Origin of the sequence: Nocardia transvalensis (assembly GCF_015477765.1) — a bacterium.
GTDB lineage: Bacteria > Actinomycetota > Actinomycetes > Mycobacteriales > Mycobacteriaceae > Nocardia > Nocardia transvalensis_A.
This window is the reverse complement of the sequence record NZ_JADLQQ010000006.1, coordinates 408,891-425,101: the sequence shown is the minus strand read 5'-3', so window position 1 is coordinate 425,101 and position 16,211 is coordinate 408,891. Positions and strand designations below refer to the sequence as shown.

The 16,211-nt window shown below is 67.4% G+C and carries 12 protein-coding genes and 1 pseudogene; 7 read left to right on the top strand and 6 right to left on the bottom strand.

The features are described from left to right. Positions 1-6 precede the first annotated feature (6 nt). Positions 7-873 carry an SDR family NAD(P)-dependent oxidoreductase gene (locus IU452_RS19930; RefSeq protein ID WP_195110596.1) on the top strand — a complete coding sequence of 289 codons (867 nt, stop codon included), beginning with the start codon at positions 7-9 and terminating at the stop codon, positions 871-873. Continuing rightward, positions 873-1,118: a hypothetical protein gene (locus IU452_RS19925; RefSeq protein ID WP_195110595.1), complete on the top strand. Its 246-nt coding sequence runs from the start codon at positions 873-875 to the stop codon at positions 1,116-1,118. The genes IU452_RS19930 and IU452_RS19925 overlap by 1 nt, the downstream gene beginning before the upstream one ends. 16 nt (positions 1,119-1,134) lie before the next feature. Here the strand turns inward: IU452_RS19925 and IU452_RS19920 are convergent, their stop codons facing one another. Beyond that, positions 1,135-1,566: a hypothetical protein gene (locus tag IU452_RS19920; RefSeq protein WP_195110594.1), complete on the bottom strand. Its 432-nt coding sequence runs from the start codon at positions 1,564-1,566 to the stop codon at positions 1,135-1,137. Between the two features lie 397 nt (positions 1,567-1,963). Here IU452_RS19920 and IU452_RS19915 point away from each other — a divergent pair, with 397 nt between their 5' ends. Both IU452_RS19915 and sph read left to right on the top strand, forming a co-directional pair. Further along, positions 1,964-2,341, top strand: a complete 378-nt coding sequence (locus IU452_RS19915) for a hypothetical protein (RefSeq protein ID WP_195110593.1) — start codon at positions 1,964-1,966, stop codon at positions 2,339-2,341. 550 nt (positions 2,342-2,891) lie between these two features. Then, positions 2,892-3,863: a sphingomyelin phosphodiesterase gene (sph, locus tag IU452_RS19910; RefSeq protein ID WP_195110592.1), complete on the top strand. Its 972-nt coding sequence runs from the start codon at positions 2,892-2,894 to the stop codon at positions 3,861-3,863. A gap of 57 nt (positions 3,864-3,920) precedes the next feature. On the opposite strand, the gene IU452_RS19905 is transcribed toward sph, so the two are convergent. From IU452_RS19905 to IU452_RS38250, 4 genes are read right to left on the bottom strand one after another with little or no spacing between them, the layout of a single operon-like run. Further along, positions 3,921-4,946 carry an NAD-dependent epimerase/dehydratase family protein gene (locus IU452_RS19905; protein ID WP_195110591.1) on the bottom strand — a complete coding sequence of 342 codons (1,026 nt, stop codon included), beginning with the start codon at positions 4,944-4,946 and terminating at the stop codon, positions 3,921-3,923. After that, the gene (locus IU452_RS19900; RefSeq protein ID WP_195110590.1) at positions 4,943-6,652 is read right to left on the bottom strand and encodes a fatty acid CoA ligase family protein; all 1,710 of its coding nucleotides are present in this window, start codon (positions 6,650-6,652) and stop codon (positions 4,943-4,945) included. Before IU452_RS19900 ends, IU452_RS19905 begins: the two co-directional genes overlap by 4 nt. Then, positions 6,649-7,563 (bottom strand): hypothetical protein, encoded by a 915-nt coding sequence (locus IU452_RS19895; RefSeq protein WP_195110589.1) that lies wholly within the window; start codon positions 7,561-7,563, stop codon positions 6,649-6,651. Before IU452_RS19895 ends, IU452_RS19900 begins: the two co-directional genes overlap by 4 nt. A gap of 2 nt (positions 7,564-7,565) precedes the next feature. Beyond that, positions 7,566-8,603, bottom strand: a complete 1,038-nt coding sequence (locus IU452_RS38250) for a 3-oxoacyl-ACP synthase III family protein (RefSeq protein WP_195110588.1) — start codon at positions 8,601-8,603, stop codon at positions 7,566-7,568. Positions 8,604-9,011: 408 nt separating this feature from the next. Between IU452_RS38250 and IU452_RS19885 the strand changes: the two genes are divergently transcribed. From IU452_RS19885 to IU452_RS38245, 3 genes are read left to right on the top strand one after another with little or no spacing between them, the layout of a single operon-like run. After that, entirely contained in the window at positions 9,012-10,385 is a 1,374-nt protein-coding gene (locus tag IU452_RS19885) for a cytochrome P450 (RefSeq protein ID WP_195110587.1), read from the top strand. 4 nt (positions 10,386-10,389) lie between these two features. After that, the gene (locus IU452_RS19880; RefSeq protein ID WP_195110586.1) at positions 10,390-12,573 is read left to right on the top strand and encodes an MMPL family transporter; all 2,184 of its coding nucleotides are present in this window, start codon (positions 10,390-10,392) and stop codon (positions 12,571-12,573) included. 25 nt (positions 12,574-12,598) lie between these two features. Beyond that, on the top strand, positions 12,599-14,062 hold the full coding sequence (locus tag IU452_RS38245) for an NAD(P)/FAD-dependent oxidoreductase (protein WP_324192711.1): 1,464 nt from the start codon (positions 12,599-12,601) through the stop codon (positions 14,060-14,062). A gap of 990 nt (positions 14,063-15,052) precedes the next feature. Here IU452_RS38245 and IU452_RS39200 read toward each other — a convergent pair. Beyond that, a pseudogene (locus tag IU452_RS39200) lies at positions 15,053-15,718 on the bottom strand (cutinase family protein); the annotation flags it as partial. Positions 15,719-16,211 lie beyond the last annotated feature (493 nt).

The following is a 16,211-nucleotide window of genomic DNA, read 5'->3' as shown; positions in this document are numbered from 1 at the left end:
GAAGCGATGTCCCAGCCGCTGTCGGGAAAGGTCGCCGTCGTCACCGGCGCGAGCAGAGGCGTGGGCAAGGGCATCGCGCTGGAGCTCGGCGCCGCGGGCGCGACGGTGTATCTCACCGGACGCACCGTCGCTCCCGGACCGCTTCCCGGCACGATCTCCGAGACGGCAGCAGAGGTGACCGCACTCGGCGGCACCGGCATCCCGGTGCAGTGCGATCATCACGACGACGAGCAAGTGGCGGCGCTGTTCGGCCGGGTCGACGCCGAACAGGGACGCCTCGACATCCTGGTGAACAACGTCTTCTCGGCCCCGGATCTCGCCCAGTGGCTGCATAAACCGTTCTGGGAGCTGCCGTTGCAGGCCTGGGATCAGGTGCTCGGGATCGGGCTCCGATCGCACTATGTCGCCGGTGTGTACGCCGCTCCCCTCCTGTTCAAGGCCCAACGGCCGGGTGCGGTGGTCGTCAACATCTCCTCGTCGGGCGCGGTGTCCTACGGCCACAACGTCGTCTACGGCGTCGGGAAGGCCGCATTGGACAAGATGACGGCCGATATGGCGGTCGAGCTTCAACCACACGGCGTCGCGGTCATATCGGTCTGGCCGGGATTGGTGCGCACCGAACTGCTCGCCAGCGGAGCACGCACAACCGACGACGGCCGAACCGTCGTCGACATCCCGGGCGAGGGAACGTTCGATATCACGCACGCCGAGTCCCCACGCTTCGTCGGCCGGGGCGTAGCCGCCCTGGCAGCCGACCCCGAGACGCTCGACCGATCGGGCGGAACCCAGACCACCGCCGACCTCGCGACACGATACGGCTTCACCGACGTGGACGGCACCGGGCCGGGAGCAAGGTTGCGTACCGGCGCCTAATGGTGGGAAGGGCCGAAGAACTCGACACCCCACCATCGGACGGATTCGACCCGGTGGGCACGGTCGAGATGACCCTGAGCCACTTCGGCACCGCCGACTTCCACGGCGCGATCGATGAGATCTCCCGCGCCGCAGCCGATATCGGCGGCGAGTACTTCTACGTAACCAACCCCATGGGCCACCGCATCACCGCCACCGTCTACCGCCGCAAACCCCGCTCCCCCCGCAGTCGCCGCCGAGGGTGACTCGGCGGCAACTGCTTCACTGGGCCCAACGCGGAAACCGTCGCGTCGCTCGCTTCTCGGCACGGTTCGGATCACCCGATTGCCACCGGTCGCCGTTCGGTGCCCATGCCTCGAGGAGAATTCCTACCCAGCGGCCGTCGGAATCGATCAGACAGTGCTCTTCCGCGTTGCCGGAACAAATCGCCTCAATCAGGCCGAGCGCCGGAACCGGCCGGTCATGGTCTTCGGCAACGTAATCCACCACCATGGTGAAGCACCACCCCGTCTCCACCCGCGCCGCCTCGTCGTCGAAGCGGGTAACCACGATACTGCCGCACTGGTCGCCGGGATGGATTGTGCGGGCGGAAAGAACAACACGTGACTCGGAAAGAAATGTATCCGCGTCATACTTCACCGCGAGATCGCACAGGTCGACAACAAAGTCTTCCCAGCCACCTTCCTCGCTCACTGTTGCGCTCCTCGCTCAGCCACAGGGATCGGTAGCCGTTTCCGAGTACTGCCACGCGGTAGACCCAGAAGGTCGCCCAGCATATACCCCGCTCCCCCTCGCTGCGGTTCGGAATTCCCCCGACGGTCGGGCGGTAGTGCAAACCCACTCATTCAGATTGGATGGCCGACTGCCATCCAGGGACAGGCTCCGCGTCGTGCCTAGCTTGTCGGATGCATCATCGATCTTGCTCAGGCAGCCCAGAAGGAGGCTCGAAAACCGTTGTCATACTTCGTCGCCGGTGCGGCCGTGTTCGAGGGCGAGCTAGAGGCCTGGGAGGGAGTACGGAGGCCGGATCGGCCGTGGGTTGTCGTCGTCCTCGCGAGCACCGGCCCACAAGCGACTTACAATGAGTCACATGGTCGAACGCCAGCAGCAAATGGGACCGGCTCTCGAAGCGTGGTTACGTGAGGCCCTCGGGGAGGAGGGGTTTCGGCTGGTGGGCGAGCAGCCGTTGCTGGCGATGAATACGCTGACCGTCCGGGACGACATTCCGGATATTCCCCCAGAGGTAATGGCCGCTTGGCGTCGGCTGATCGTCACAGACCGGTTTTTCATCGATCAATCGGAAGCCAGATTCATCGATACGGCTCTGGCACATGGCCTCGGTTGGCAGTACGTCGCCGACGCACTGGGCTTTTCGAGCGCCCAGGCCGCCGAGGAGCACCGGGAGAGGCTTGCGGCGGAACTGCACCGGCTTCATCCCTCGACCAATTCAAGGCCGTGGCGAGCTTGAGCCCAGGCGGCACACCCTGAATCCGGTGTCATAGCCGGATTCCGCCGTCCGGACCGGGCATTGTCTTGGTCGCGTCTCCGAGCGTCGGAGAATATCTGGCGACCAGGTGCTTACCCTGACCAGGACCGTGGTGTTCTGCGGGTCAGAGAGTATGGGCGAGTGTCGCGACACCATTGAGCCGCCCTGTGCCCCGTCCCTGAATGAGTAGCGCGGGTGCAGGCGAGTAGGTAGCGCTCGCACCCGCGTATCAGGCTGGGAGATGGTTGTTGCGGAGTGCGGCCGTAGGTGCGAGTGTTGGACGCGCCCCATGCGGCTCGCCCAAGATCGACGAGATCGCCGGCGCCGCAGCTGATATCGGCGGAGAGTACTTCTATCGCCGCAAACCCCGCTCCCCCCGCAGTCGCCGCCGAGGCGGGTGACTGGGGACCCATATTTCCATTCGAGAACATCCCGGCCTCATATGCCGGACATCTTCGCGTCGATTTGTCCGATTTCGCTGTCTCCGCCCGCTCGCGATCCGGGCGGGCCGATCGGATCGAAGGAGACGCACATGTCGCTGGGTCGGAAGACCACGCTGATCGCCCTCGCCGCCACCGCGGTGCTGGGCCTGGGCCTGCCATCCGCCGCGCAGGCCGCACCCGCCCCACCGGCGCTGAAGGTGCTGACCTACAACACCTTTCTGATGAGCACCACGCTGTATCCGAACTGGGGTCAGGAACATCGCGCCACGGCCATCGTGGCGGCCGACTTCTTCCGAGGCAACGACGTGGTGGTCCTGCAGGAGGCGTTCGACAACGAGATCTCCGAGGCCATGAAAGCCGATGCGGCGCGGCTGTATCCGCATCAGACGCCGGTGGTCGGCCGGGGCCGCGACGGCTGGGACGCCACGGGCGGGAAGTACTCCGACACCACCGCGGAGGACGGCGGTGTGATCGTGATGAGCAAGTGGCCGATCGTACGCAAGGAGCAGGTCCTGTTCGAGAACGGTTGCGGCGTGGACTGGACCGCGAACAAGGGCTTCGCCTACGTCGTTCTGGATGTGAACGGCACCACGGTGCACGTCGTCGGCACCCACACCCAGTCCACCGACAGCCGTTGCCGCGCAGGCGAAGCCGTCTCCGACCGTGCCAAGCAATTCCGCCAGATCGCGGCCTTCCTGGACGGTAAGCACATTCCGGCGAGCGAACAGGTCCTGGTGGCAGGCGATCTCAACGTCGACTCACACGGCCCGGAGTACCGCAGCATGCTCGACAACGCGGGCCTGGACCCGGCCGACACCCGCACCGGCCACCCTTACTCCTTCGACACCCAATCCAATTCCATTGCGGCCTATCGCTATCCCGGCGAGCCGCGCGAGGATCTGGACTACGTCCTGTTCCGCCGCGGACACGCCCGCCCAACCGCCTGGACCAACACGGTCCTCCCCGAACAGTGCGAGCCATGGACGGTAACGAGCTGGGGCAAGGACTACACCTACACCAACCTGTCCGACCACTACCCGGTCATCGCAAGCACACGCTGACCCATCCCCCGGCCATATTGGGAAAGACGACGAGGAAGCGGGCTGACTCACGAGCCTTCAGGCGGGTAAGGCGTCCAGGCCGCCTATCGAGTGGACCCACTCCACATAGCGGTTCAGGCCCTCGTGTAGCGAAACCGTGGGCTCGTAGTCGAAGTCGCGGTGGGCGGCGGTGGTGTCGTAGGTGTTGGAGACGGTGAGGGCCGCGACTGTCCAGCTGGACAGTGGGGGGGCGATGCGGTCCTGGAGGCCGGGGATTTTCCAGATGGTGTCGAAGATGGTGATGGCCAGGGTCAGGGCGGGCTTCGGGATGGTTTTGGTGGGTGGGGTGAGGTCGAGGGCGGTGGCGAGGTCGCGGGCGAAGGCCCACAGGTCCACGTCCTCGGCGTCGGCCAGGAAGTAGGCCTTGCCCGCGACATGGTCCGAACGGGAGGCCTGCACACAGGCGCGGGCGGCGTGCTCGCAGTAGGTGATCGACACCAGCACCTGCTTACCGCCGGACAGGTCGGGCAGTCGGCCGGAGCGAATCTTGTTCAGCAGCAGCGTCATCCACCCGCCCGAGCGCGGACCCCAGATCATGCGGGGACGCAGCGCGCAGGTGGTGAAATCGGAGGTGTTGGCGGCCAGCACCTCTCGCTCGGCCACCGCCTTGGTCTCCACGTAGTAGCTCTTCGGATTGCGCACATACGGCTCGGATTCGTCGATGCCGAAACGGTCGGTGTCGTACTCGGTGGCCACGCTCGGGCTGCTCACGTACACGAACCGGCCGACACCGGCACCACGGGCCGCATCCATCAGCCGCCGCGTGCCCTCGACATTGGCCTCCCAGAACAATTCCCGGCGCCCCGTCTCCGCCACCCGCCCGGCGCTGTGATGCACCACGTCGACACCCTTGCAGGCCGCTGCCAGCGACTCCGCATCACCGAGGTCACCGTGCACGATCTCGATATCGGACAGGGTGCCCAGATATCCCAGGTTGCTGGTCGGCCGGGTCAGGACCCGCACCTCGTCACCGGCGGCCAAGCACTGATCGACGATATGACTGCCGAGAAATCCGGTCGCACCGGTAACAAGGACCTTGGTCACTGACTTCCTCCGTGATAGCCGAGCCGTCGGGCCGCCCAGCCCGCGAGCTCCTCCCGGCCGATCTTGGCGTTGTGCCGAATGTCGACGGGAAACCCCTCGTGGTACAGAAACACTCGGATGGGCGAGGTCATCTCCCGGGCCGCGGCCAGCCGCCACAGTTCCCGTTCGATGCGCGGACATTCGGACGGATCGACCCCATCGCGGAGCTCGTAGCACAGCACCGGCACCTGGTCGCCGGAACGGCCCACACCGACCAGCGCGGTCCGCCGCACGTCCGGATGGGTGTTGAACACCTGCTCGCAGCGAACCGTGAACAGATCCTCGGCGGCGGTGCGCACCCGCTGAGAGATGCGGCCGCAGAACCACAGCCGATCCGTGTCGTCTCGCCACGCCAGGTCACCGACCCGGTGCCAGCGACGCACGGTGCCATCCGGCAGTCGCTCATCGATCTTGGCCCGCGCGTCGGCCTTCGGGTTGCGGTGATAACCCTTGCTGACCTGCGAGCCGGTGGCGACGATCTCCCCGACCTCCCCGGGCGCGACCTCCAAACCCTCGCTCCACCAAGGAATCTCATCATCGGAAATACGAATGATGCGCACCCGGGTGTCACTGTCTGTCTCCGGCAACGCACGCCCCACGCAGGTGCCGTACCCGTCGCGGGTCTGCTCGCGAGTGGCCTGCAGCTCACGCCATTCCAGGGTGGTCAGCGGCAGCGCCTCGGTGGCGCCATAGGTGGTGAAGACACGCGCATCCGGGCCCAGCGCGGACCGAATCCCGTCCAGCGCATCGAGATTCGCCGGGGCACCCATCGAGATGACGGTGGTCAACGAGGGCAATTCGATCCGGCTGCGCCGCAGGTACTCTCCCAGCGGGGCGAGCAGCGCCGGTGATGCCGTCAGATCGGTGACCTCGAAGCGAGCGGCCACATCGGCGAGCAGCGCCGGATCGGCCTTCGACACCCGGACCGGATCGACCGGCCCCAACACCAGGTGTGCGCCCTGCAGCAGGTCGAAGATGCCGAACAACGGCACCGTCACCAGCGAGGTGAATCCATCGGCGCGGCCGTGCAAATCGGTGACCACCCGCAGCGACGCCGCGAATTGGGCCCGAGTGAATTCGACACCCTTCGCCGGGCCGGTGCTGCCGGTCGTGAACGCGATCATCAACAGGTCGTCCGGCTCGTGCACCACGGGTGTGTGCGCCCGCGCCCGGCCCCGCTCGGCCAGGTCCTCGAGGGTGTGCCCGCCCCAATAGGAGCGGCCCGCCGTCACATGCACCCGGACCTCGGCGAAGGTCCGCCGCGCCGCCAGCCGCACCAGATGCGCCTGCGGCACACCGATGAACGCCCGCGCACCCACGCTGCGGAAGCAGTGCAGCATGCGCCGCACACCCATCCCCGGGTCCACCACCACCGGCACGGCACCCACCCGGAACAGCGCGAAGATCACCGCGAACAGATCCGGATCCGGCCGGACCATCACGATCGTCTTGACGCCCTTGGTGATTCCGATATCGGTGAACGCGGTGGCGTATGCCTCGATGCGCTCGCCCAACTCCCGAAAGGTCAATGTCTCGAACGACAGGGCATATCCGGCGCTCGACCCGTCCACGCGCGGCCGGGCCGGATAGCTCACCGCGGGCAGATCGGCCCATTTGTCGAGCTGGCGCGCCAGCAGGACATCGAGATCCTCCGACGGGGAACTCACTCGGCGCCTTCCACCCGATAACTCACGCACGCGGCCATCGGACCCGAACCGGCCGCCAGCAGCAGCAATTCGTCGCCCGGCGACAGCTCACCCTGCTCGCGCAGCTGTTGGTAGGCGATGGCCAGGCCCGAACTACCGGCGTCGCGGTCACCGGTCATCGCCTGATAACCGCGCGCGAATCCGAACTTCTCCGCCAGGTCGGCGGCGAATCCGGGGGCCGGGTTGTTGGTCACCAGCACGGCGCGGGCGGGATCGAGCCGCGGCTGCGCGGCGAGGTAGTCGCTCACCGTCTCCGCGGCGGTCACGGCCAACACCGACTCGTAGTCCTGCGCCACCTCGACCGTAATCGACCGCTGGCCTTCGGTTCCCATCGCCTTCAGGTCGAGATAGCCGTCGACACCGGGATTCGTGCCTGCCCGCCGTCCGCGCGCCGGGGGAATGTGCACGGTCCCGAAACCGCTGTCGCGGTCCACACCTTTGCCCAACAGCCAGGCCGCACCGGTGGTGGCGTAGCGGAAATCCGCTGGGGCATGGGCGATCCCACCGGGATGGGCATCGCTGCCGACGATCAGCACCCGGTCGGCGGTGCCGTTGATCAGCAAGGCCGACGCCGCCTGCACGGCGTTGAGCACACCGCAGGCGCCGTTGCGCAGATCGAGGGAGAACGTGGAGCGGCCCGAACCGGCCTCGTAGTCCCGGTGCATATCCAGGCCGAGCTGAATCAGCGCCGAGTTGGCGGGCTCCACCACATTGCCATCGCGATAGACGCCGACGTTGATCAGCACGTCGATATCGTCGGGTGCCACACCGGCCCGCTCCAGGCAGGCCCGGCCGGCCGCCACCGCATGGTCGATGGATCCGGCGTCGGCCGCGGCCGCGCTGATCGCGGATTGTTCGATGACAACAGACATGCTCACCCCACCAAGGAATCGATCGTGACCGACATGACACCGAAGATCATCCCGGATGCGGTCGGCACCACGCAGATCTTGGAACCCTTCGGAATCTCGCCGCGCGAAATGTAGTCGTAGAGCGCGAGGAAATGAGTGCTGGCACCGGTGTTCGCATACTTGTGCACCGTGGCCAGTCGCGGCGGCATCTCCGCATCGTGAATCTTCGCGCCGGATTGGGCGAGCTTTTCGGTGAATGCCACACCGAGCTGATGGAAAACGATGAAATCGAAGTTCTCGGCCGCGAAATCGCTACCGCGTTTGGCGAGAACGTCACGATGGAGTTTCGCCCACGTTTCCCGCCGCGGCGCGGCCTGCATGGTCATGTTGTCGGTCAGCATGATCATGTTCTCGCTGTCGTCGCTGGGCTTGGCGATACACAACGGCGAGAATTCCGAGCAGGTGATCATGTCCACATAGTGGATGCGATCGGCGTCGTCGGTGGCGCGGTCGACGATCACCGCCACCGCGGCATCGGCCAGGGTCAGCGCCGGGAACTGCAGATCGTGCGGATCCTTGGCCTCGGCCAGCGCGCCCTCGGTGACCGGGGAGATGATCTCGGCCGTCACCACCATGCCGGTCCGCACCAGCCCGGCGCGAATCATGTTCTCCAGCAGATAAATGGCGGTCATGGTGCCACCGCAGGCATTGACCACGTCGTAACCGGAGGCATTCTCGGCCCCGATCCGGCGGGCGATCTCGTGCGCGGCAGCGGGCTCGAACACCATGTGGAAGCCGTCGTGCACCGTGGTGCCGGCGCTGATGACGATATCCAGGTCGGCGGCACTGTAATTCGAACGCGCCAGCGCATCGAGCGCGGCCTGGGCGCCGAGGGACAGCGTGTCCTCCTCGGTCCGATCGACCATGCGCCGCGTCTTGATTCCGGTAATGCGTTCGACGTCGAATCGGCCGCCGCTGGACATGCGGGCGAGTACTTCGTCGGTAGTGTATTCCTGCCGGGGCAGAGCGGCCCCCAGCGCAGCCAGGCGTGCAGCACTCACGGTGATGACCCCCGATTTCTCTCAGAACAACGGAACGGGCGAACGCCGTCCCTGGAGGGAACGAGGCAAACATTGACTCGATTCGATTTCCGCACGTTAGGCAGCGATTCGGACGGGTGTCAAGAACGGGCGCCATCGGCAGAGAGGTATATCACCCGGGGACCCATTTCGGTATCGAAACCCTTTACTCGAGAGCCAATCTCGGCACGCCTGTATTGGCTCCCGAGACAAAGAATTGCCCGCTGTTGCAGGCGTTGATCACGACTGGGTAACCTGGCAAAGCCGTCCAGTCCCGGCCAATCCTCCTCGATCCCGGCGAAAAACACGCCGGGAAGTCGGAGAGAGCATCGTCATTCCGGCATGGTTTTCGCCGGAATTTTTGGCGCGCAGTAGATTTGGAGCCCCGTCGTGATCACTTCCAGCACCGCCACGGCCGTCTCGACGGCGACCCGTCCCGCACCCACCGCTCCCGGCGCCCTGCCTCTGCTCGGCCACTGGCCGCGCTTCGGCCGCCGACCGTACCGCTTCCTGTCCACGCTGTCGGCCCAGGGCCCCGTCGTGCGGGTCAAGATCCCCGGCTACGACACCTATGTCGTCACCGACCCGGAGCTGGTGCGTGAGGCATTCGTCGCGCTGTCGGATCAGGGCCTGATGATCGAGCGCGCGGAAGCGCTGCTGGGCGAGGGGGTTACGGTGCTGCAGGGCCAGCGGCATCGGCGCGAGCGCCGGATGATCGCCCCTGCCTTCGCCAAGTCCCGCATCGCGCGCTACGCCACGGTCATGACGCGCCTGGGCGCCGAGCGGGCCGCCGCCTGGCGCGACGACGAGGTGCTGGCGGTCAACGAACAGATGCACGATCTGGCGCTGCGCACGGTATGCGCGACGCTGTTCACGGGCGAATTGGGGTCGGAGACCGCCGAACACATCCACAGCCTGCTGCCGCCGGTGATGACGCTGCTGTCGCGGCGCGTGACCCGCCCGGCGTGGATCGACCGGCTGCCGCTGCCGAGCAATCGCCGTTTCGACCAGCTGGTGGTCGATATGAAGGCCGCGACCAGCACCATCATCTCCGCCTACCGCGCCGAGCTGGCCGCCGATCCCGAACTCGATCACGGCGATCTACTCGACACCCTGCTGAAGGCGCGCGACGAGGAATCGGGTGTGATGCTCACCGATTCGCAGGTGCACGACGAGCTGATCAACTTCCTCGTCGGCGGCACCGAGGCGATCGGCATGACGCTGGCCTGGGCGTTCCACGAATTGGGCCGCAACCCCGAGGTCGAGGCGGCCCTGCATGCCGAGGTGGACGAGGTGCTGGACGGCGGCCGCCCCGCCGAATTCGCCGATCTGCCGCGCCTGGAGGTCACCAAGCGCATCGTGCTGGAGACGCTGCGCAAGTACTCGCCGTGGCTGACCGTCCGCCACGTGCCGGAGGACTATGTCCTGGGAGGTATCGAGATTCCCGCGGGCGCCATGCTTTTCGTGTGCCCGGTGGCGGTCCACCGCGACCCGGCCGTGCACGCCGACCCGGACCGTTTCGATCCCGATCGCTGGTTGCCCGAGCGGACGGCCGGACAATCCAAGGGCGCGCACATCCCGTTCGGCATGGGTGCTCGCCAATGCCCGGGAAATGTCTTCGCGCTCACCGAGGTCGCGCTGCAGGTGGCCACCATCGCCGCGCACTGGCGGCTGCGCCCGGTGCCCGGTGTGCGGGTGGGCGAGATCGTGATCGGCGCGCTGGTGCATCCGGATCGCCTCCCGATGCGCGCGCAGGCGCGGTAGCGGCATGCTCCGATCGCTGGTCTCCTTCGCGCTGCGCCGCCATCGCGCGGTCCTGCTCGTCGCCGCGATCCTGACCGTGCTGGCGGCGTCCGCGGGCCCGACGCTGTTCGGCCGGATGCAGGGCGGCGGATATTTCGACCCCGCCTCGGAATCGACGGCCGCGAGCGCGGCCCTGCGCGACGAGTTCGGGCAGGGCGCCCCGAATCTGGTATTGCTCGTCGACGCGGGCCGCTCGGTTGACGATGCCGAAACCAGCCGCGCCGCAACCGCTCTGGTCGATCGGCTGCGCGCCGAGCGCGATGTCACCGGCGTGCTGTCGTACTGGACCGACGGGCACCCGGCCGCCATGCGCGACAAGGCGGGGACCCGAGGGCTGGTGGTGGCGACCATCCTCGGCGACGAGATGGCCATCGATCACCGGATCGGCGAGCTGGCACCGCATTTCGCCGGTCGGCACGACGGGCTCGACGTGCAGGTCGGCGGCTACGCGATGATGTTGCACGAGACCGTCGCCCGGGGCGAGAAGGATATCGTCACCGGGGAATCGGTGGCGTTCCCGCTCACTCTCATTGCGCTGCTGCTGGTTTTCGGCAGCATCGTGGGCGCGGCCCTGCCGCTGATCGCGGGCACCGTCACCACCGTGCTCACGCTGGGCACGCTGTGGCTGCTGACGACGGTCACCGAGTTGGCCGCCACCGCGGCGAATATCGCCTCCCTGCTCGGCCTGGGCTTGGCGATCGACTACAGCCTGCTGATCGTCAGCCGCTATCGCGAGGAGTTGGCGACGGGAGCCGAACCGCGCACGGCGCTGACGGCCACCCTGGTCTCGGCGGGCCGCACGGTGGGCTTCTCGGCCCTCACGGTGGCGATCGCGCTGTCGTCGATGCTGTTCTTCCCGCTGCTGGCGGTCCGGTCCATCGGCTATGCCGGGATCGCCGTGGCGGCCATTGCCGCGCTGGTGTCGCTGACGGTGCTCCCCGCGGTGCTGCTGCTCAGCGGGAATCGGATCGCGACGTCCCGCTTCGGAAACAAGCGGACCGCCGACGAGGTCGGCGACGGCTTCTGGCACCGCCTCGCGACCACCGTCATGCGGCGGCCCGTGCCCATCGCGACCGTCGTCATCGTGATTCTGCTGGCACTGGGTGCGCCATTCCTGCGTTTCGTACCCGGCTTTCCGGATTACCGCTCCATGCCCGGGGATTCGTCGGCACGGCAGGTGGCCGAGGCTGTTGCACACGACTTCGACGCCACCGAACTGGCCGGACTGTTCGTCGTCCTACCCGACAGCACAACCGGACTCGCCGACTATGCCGCCGCCCTGTCTCGCGTCGAGCACGTCCAGCGCGTCGATACCGCGACGGGCAGCTACATGGGCGGCGCGCTCGCCCTCCCGCCCACGGCGGCTCATCACCGGTTCGAAAATGGTGGCAGCGCATACCTTTCCATCGTTCCCACCGCCGCCGATCCGGACGTCGTCCACGACGTCATCCGCGATGTGCGCGCCCAGCCCGCACCCTCGCGAGCGCTGGTCGGCGGGGTGGACGCGGCCAATCTCGATGCGATAGCGGCTCTCACCGCGCGGGCGCCGGTCGCGCTGGCCTACGTGGTGGTGCTGATGCTGGTGCTGCTGTTCCTGCTCACCGGCAGTGTGATCGTCCCCGTGATCGCACTGGTGCTCAGCGCCTTCAGCCTCACCGCGACCTTCGGTGCGCTGGTCTGGATCTTCCAGGAGGGCCACCTGTCCGGGCTGCTCGGCTTCACCGTCACCGGGGATCTGTCGGCGGTGGTGCCGGTGATGCTGTTCGCCGTCGCCTTCGGCCTGGCCATGGACTACCAGGTCTTCTTGCTGTCACGCATCCGTGAGGAGTACGAGAACACCGGCGACAACACCGCGTCGGTCGCGATCGGATTGGAACGCATCGGCCGCATCGTGACCGCGGCCGCGGTGCTCATCTCCATCGTGTTCCTCGGCTTCCTGGCCTCCGACATCACCTTCATGAAGGCGTTCGGCATCGGCCTGCCGCTGGCGGTGCTGGCCGATGCCACCCTGATCCGCGGTTTCCTCCTTCCGGCCGCGCTGCGGCTGTCCGGGCGCTGGACGTGGTGGTCGCCGCTACCGTTACGCCGCCTGCACGCGCGCATCGGCCTTCGCGAGTCCGACGCCGCACCCGCCGAAGTCAGCGCCTAGTCGTTCGATCCACAAGGGGCACACCATGTCTTCCACTCATGAGTACGAGGTCGCCGTCGTCGGCTCCGGTTTCAGCGGATTGGGGGTGGCGATCAACCTGCGCAAGCTGGGCATCGACGACTTCGTGATCCTCGAACGGGCCGAGGCCATCGGCGGCACCTGGCGCGACAACGTCTATCCCGGATGCGCGGTGGACGTCCCGTCGGTGCTGTATTCCTATTCGTTTGCGCCCAACCCGGATTGGACCCGGCTGTACGCGCCCCAACCGGAACTGCGGGCCTACACCGAGGCCATCGCCGACCGCTTCGATCTGCGCCGCCACGTGCAGTGCAACAGCGAGGTGGCCGAGGCCGAGTTCGACGACACCGCCCACGTCTGGGTGATCCGGCTGGCCGATGGCCGCACGGTGCGCGCCCGCGCGGTCGTGCTGGGCTACTTCTCGTTGCATGCGGAGGCCATTCCCGATATCCCGGGCCGCGACGAATTCACCGGTCCGCAAATGCATTCCAGCAAATGGGATCCCACGTTCGAGCCCGCCGGTAAGCGCATCGCGGTCGTCGGTGCCGGTGCCAGCGCGGTGCAGATCGTGCCGGCGCTGGCGCGGACCTGTGATCGGCTGGTGTCGTTCCAGCGCACCCCGGCGTGGGTGCTGCCGCGCGGCGACCGGCCCATTCCGCCGTGGCTGCGTAAGGTCTTCCGCTGGGCGCCGCCGGTGCGGCTGGCGGCGCGGGCGACGATCTTCTCGTTCCTGGAGATGATGCACCACGCGGAATTCCATCCGCGCGCACTCTCGGTCTACGAATGGGCCTGCCGACGGGCCTTGGCGAAGCAGGTTCCCGATCCCGAGGTGCGCCGAAAGCTCACGCCCGATTACCGTTTCGGCTGCAAGCGGCCAATGGTGTCGGACGAGTACTACGCCGCCTTCGCCCGGCCGAACGTGGATCTGGTCACCGAGAAGATCATCGAGATCACCCCGACCGGCGTCCGCACCGCCGACGGCGAACACCATGAGGTCGACGCGATCGTGTGGGCCACCGGTTTCCACGTCCAGGACTCCATCCGCCTGTTCCCGGACTTCCGTGCCGGCACGACCTCCACGCGCCGCAAGTTCGACAGCGACGGCTTCCGCGCCTACCGCGGCATCGCGTTCGCGGGCCTGCCGAATCTGTTCGCGGTCACCGGGCCGAACACCGCGCTACCGCACACTTCCCAATTCCTCGCGATCGAGCCGACCAGTTCCCTGGTCGCCCGGACCATCGCCCATATGCGGACCCGCGGCATCACCCGCTACACCCCCAGTGCGGCCGCCGAGCAGGAGTGGGTGACCCGCGCTCGCCGCCTGCTCAGCACCCGGGTCTGGTCGGTGGGCGGCTGCACCAGCTATTTCGTCGACCAGGACGGCACCAACACGCTCACCTGGCCCGGTGGCACCTTCAGCGTTCGGCGCGACCGCAGGCGCATCCGGCCGCAGGATTACCGAATCGGCTGAGCCGCACGCGGTGTCACGCTCCCGACGGGCGTTCGCTCCGATGAGGAAGCGATCGCGCGGTGCGAGGACGCGCGCAGTGCGGTGCGACAGTATGGCCAAAGCGACGAACCCCAGCAGCCAGAGGTAGTACCTCTCGGTTTCCCGGTCGAGACCCAGTAGGCGCCACCGGGGTTCGACGTGGGGTGTGGACCGAATGCTGCCCTTGGGTGTGCCGGATTCGTCGACTGCGCCCGATCCCGTGGCCGTCGAGGGCTCCTCGGTGAGCGGAATTGGTTGCGCGAGAGGCACGTTGGGGCTCTCCGCCGGTCGTTCCGCGCTGGGTCCGGCCGGTAGCCGCGGACCGGCGAGGTCGCGCGCCAATGCGGTGAACCAGTCGGCGACGAACAGCACCGCGGGTCGGCCGCCGGTGGCTCGCGCGGCGGCGACGTAGGCGCCGTGCCGGCTCGCCGTATCCAGGTAGCGCGTCCAGATGGCCGGATCGATCAGTTCCGCGGTGTCGTCCATGAGCTGAGCGACCGCGTCGAACATCTGGGTGATCAGGTGGAAAGCCTTCGCGCGAGGCACCGGGCGCCCAGCGGCGGTGACGATCGCCTCCCCCAGTCGATGCAGACCGGCCAGCGGATCGGTGGCGGCGGCCGCGCCGATCTCGGCGACCTCTCCCTGCGTCAGCACCACACCCGTGATCGCGATGACCGTATTCAGGGCGCTGGTGGCGAGTTTGAGCAGGGCACGCTGCGCACCCTCGCCGGTCTGCATGCGGGGATCGGAGGCCTCGGCCAGGCGCTGGCTGAGCGTCTTTTTCGGTGCCAGCGACAGCGTGCCCAGCGTATGTCCGACGAGATCGCGATCGGCGATCTCCACGGCGGTCCTGGCGACGGTGTCCTCGATCGCGTGGGTGATCGAGGTCAGCGCAGCGATCGGATCGGACGGGTCCAGATCGGCCTGCCCGACGATATTGACGATCGTGCGCAGCATCGGCAGATCCGAGGGTGCGTCGCAGGCCAGGTCCCCGGGCATGCACAGCGAGGCGACTCGGCCGGTGAGGGCACCGAAGTCGGCGGCGATGTCCTGGTCCGGTCCGATGCCGCCGCCGGTCAGCGCCGGTTGGGGAAACGGCCGCAGCCGTCCGACCTCCGTACCCGCCGTGCCCGGTGCGGGGGCGGGCAGCGTGCGGCCCGGAGCGCCGGGAAACAGTGGCGCGCCCGGTCGGCGCGTGGGGTCGGCCAGCAGCGCCACCCCGGCCACCCGGTCCGCGGGAATCGCACCGCGACCTTGGCCGACCTCCTGGGCGAACATCGAAACAATATGCGCGCCTTGCGAATATCCCACCAAGCCCAATTCGGTGGTCGGGCACTGTGCCACCACCGCGCTGGCCATGCCCCGCAGCTGCGCGAGGCCGCCGACGACCGATACCGAGTAGGGCACCGGCCCGCCCGGCACTGCGCCGCCGAACGCGGCGTCGTAGGGGACGTAGGCGCGGGCCACCAGCCCACGCGCCGCCGCCGTCACCGGTTCCAGCACCGATGCCAGCATCCCGGTGTCGGCCGACACGGGCGCGTTCGGCGCGGATTGCCCGGTTCCCTGGACGGCGAGCACGTACAGGCCCGGGCAGCCCTGCAAGGGAACCGATACCTCGGCGGGCTCGCCGCCGGCCACCGCGGGCGACGCGACCACGGCCACCGTGAGCAGGACGGCTACACCCCGGCAAGCCACCGCTAACAGACCCGCGACACCAGCCCTCGACAAGAACCCATCTCCTCACACCCGGCTACCGCACCGACACCTGGCCTCGCACCCACCAATCCGGTCCCGGGCGGGCAAACTGGGCGGCTCGATCCCGCCCCGGGCCGGAGTGGCGCATCAGAGCAGTCCGCTGACCAGATTCCCCAGGAGGGAACCGAGGTCGCCCACCAGCGTTCCGGTTGTTTCGATCAAGGTCCCCAGTACTCCAGCAACGGGCTTGACCATTCTTCTCCTTAGATTGCGATGGACATTTCGGATTCGCCTGGCGCATCTGCGCAGGCAGTGCCGAGCCATACAGACCAGCACCGTGCAGTCATTCGGAGCCGCATTCGTTCTGGATGGGATCAAGCCCGTACGAGCTCGGAAAGTCCTCCAGCGCTGAGGGTTCCGGCAAACTGAGCATTTG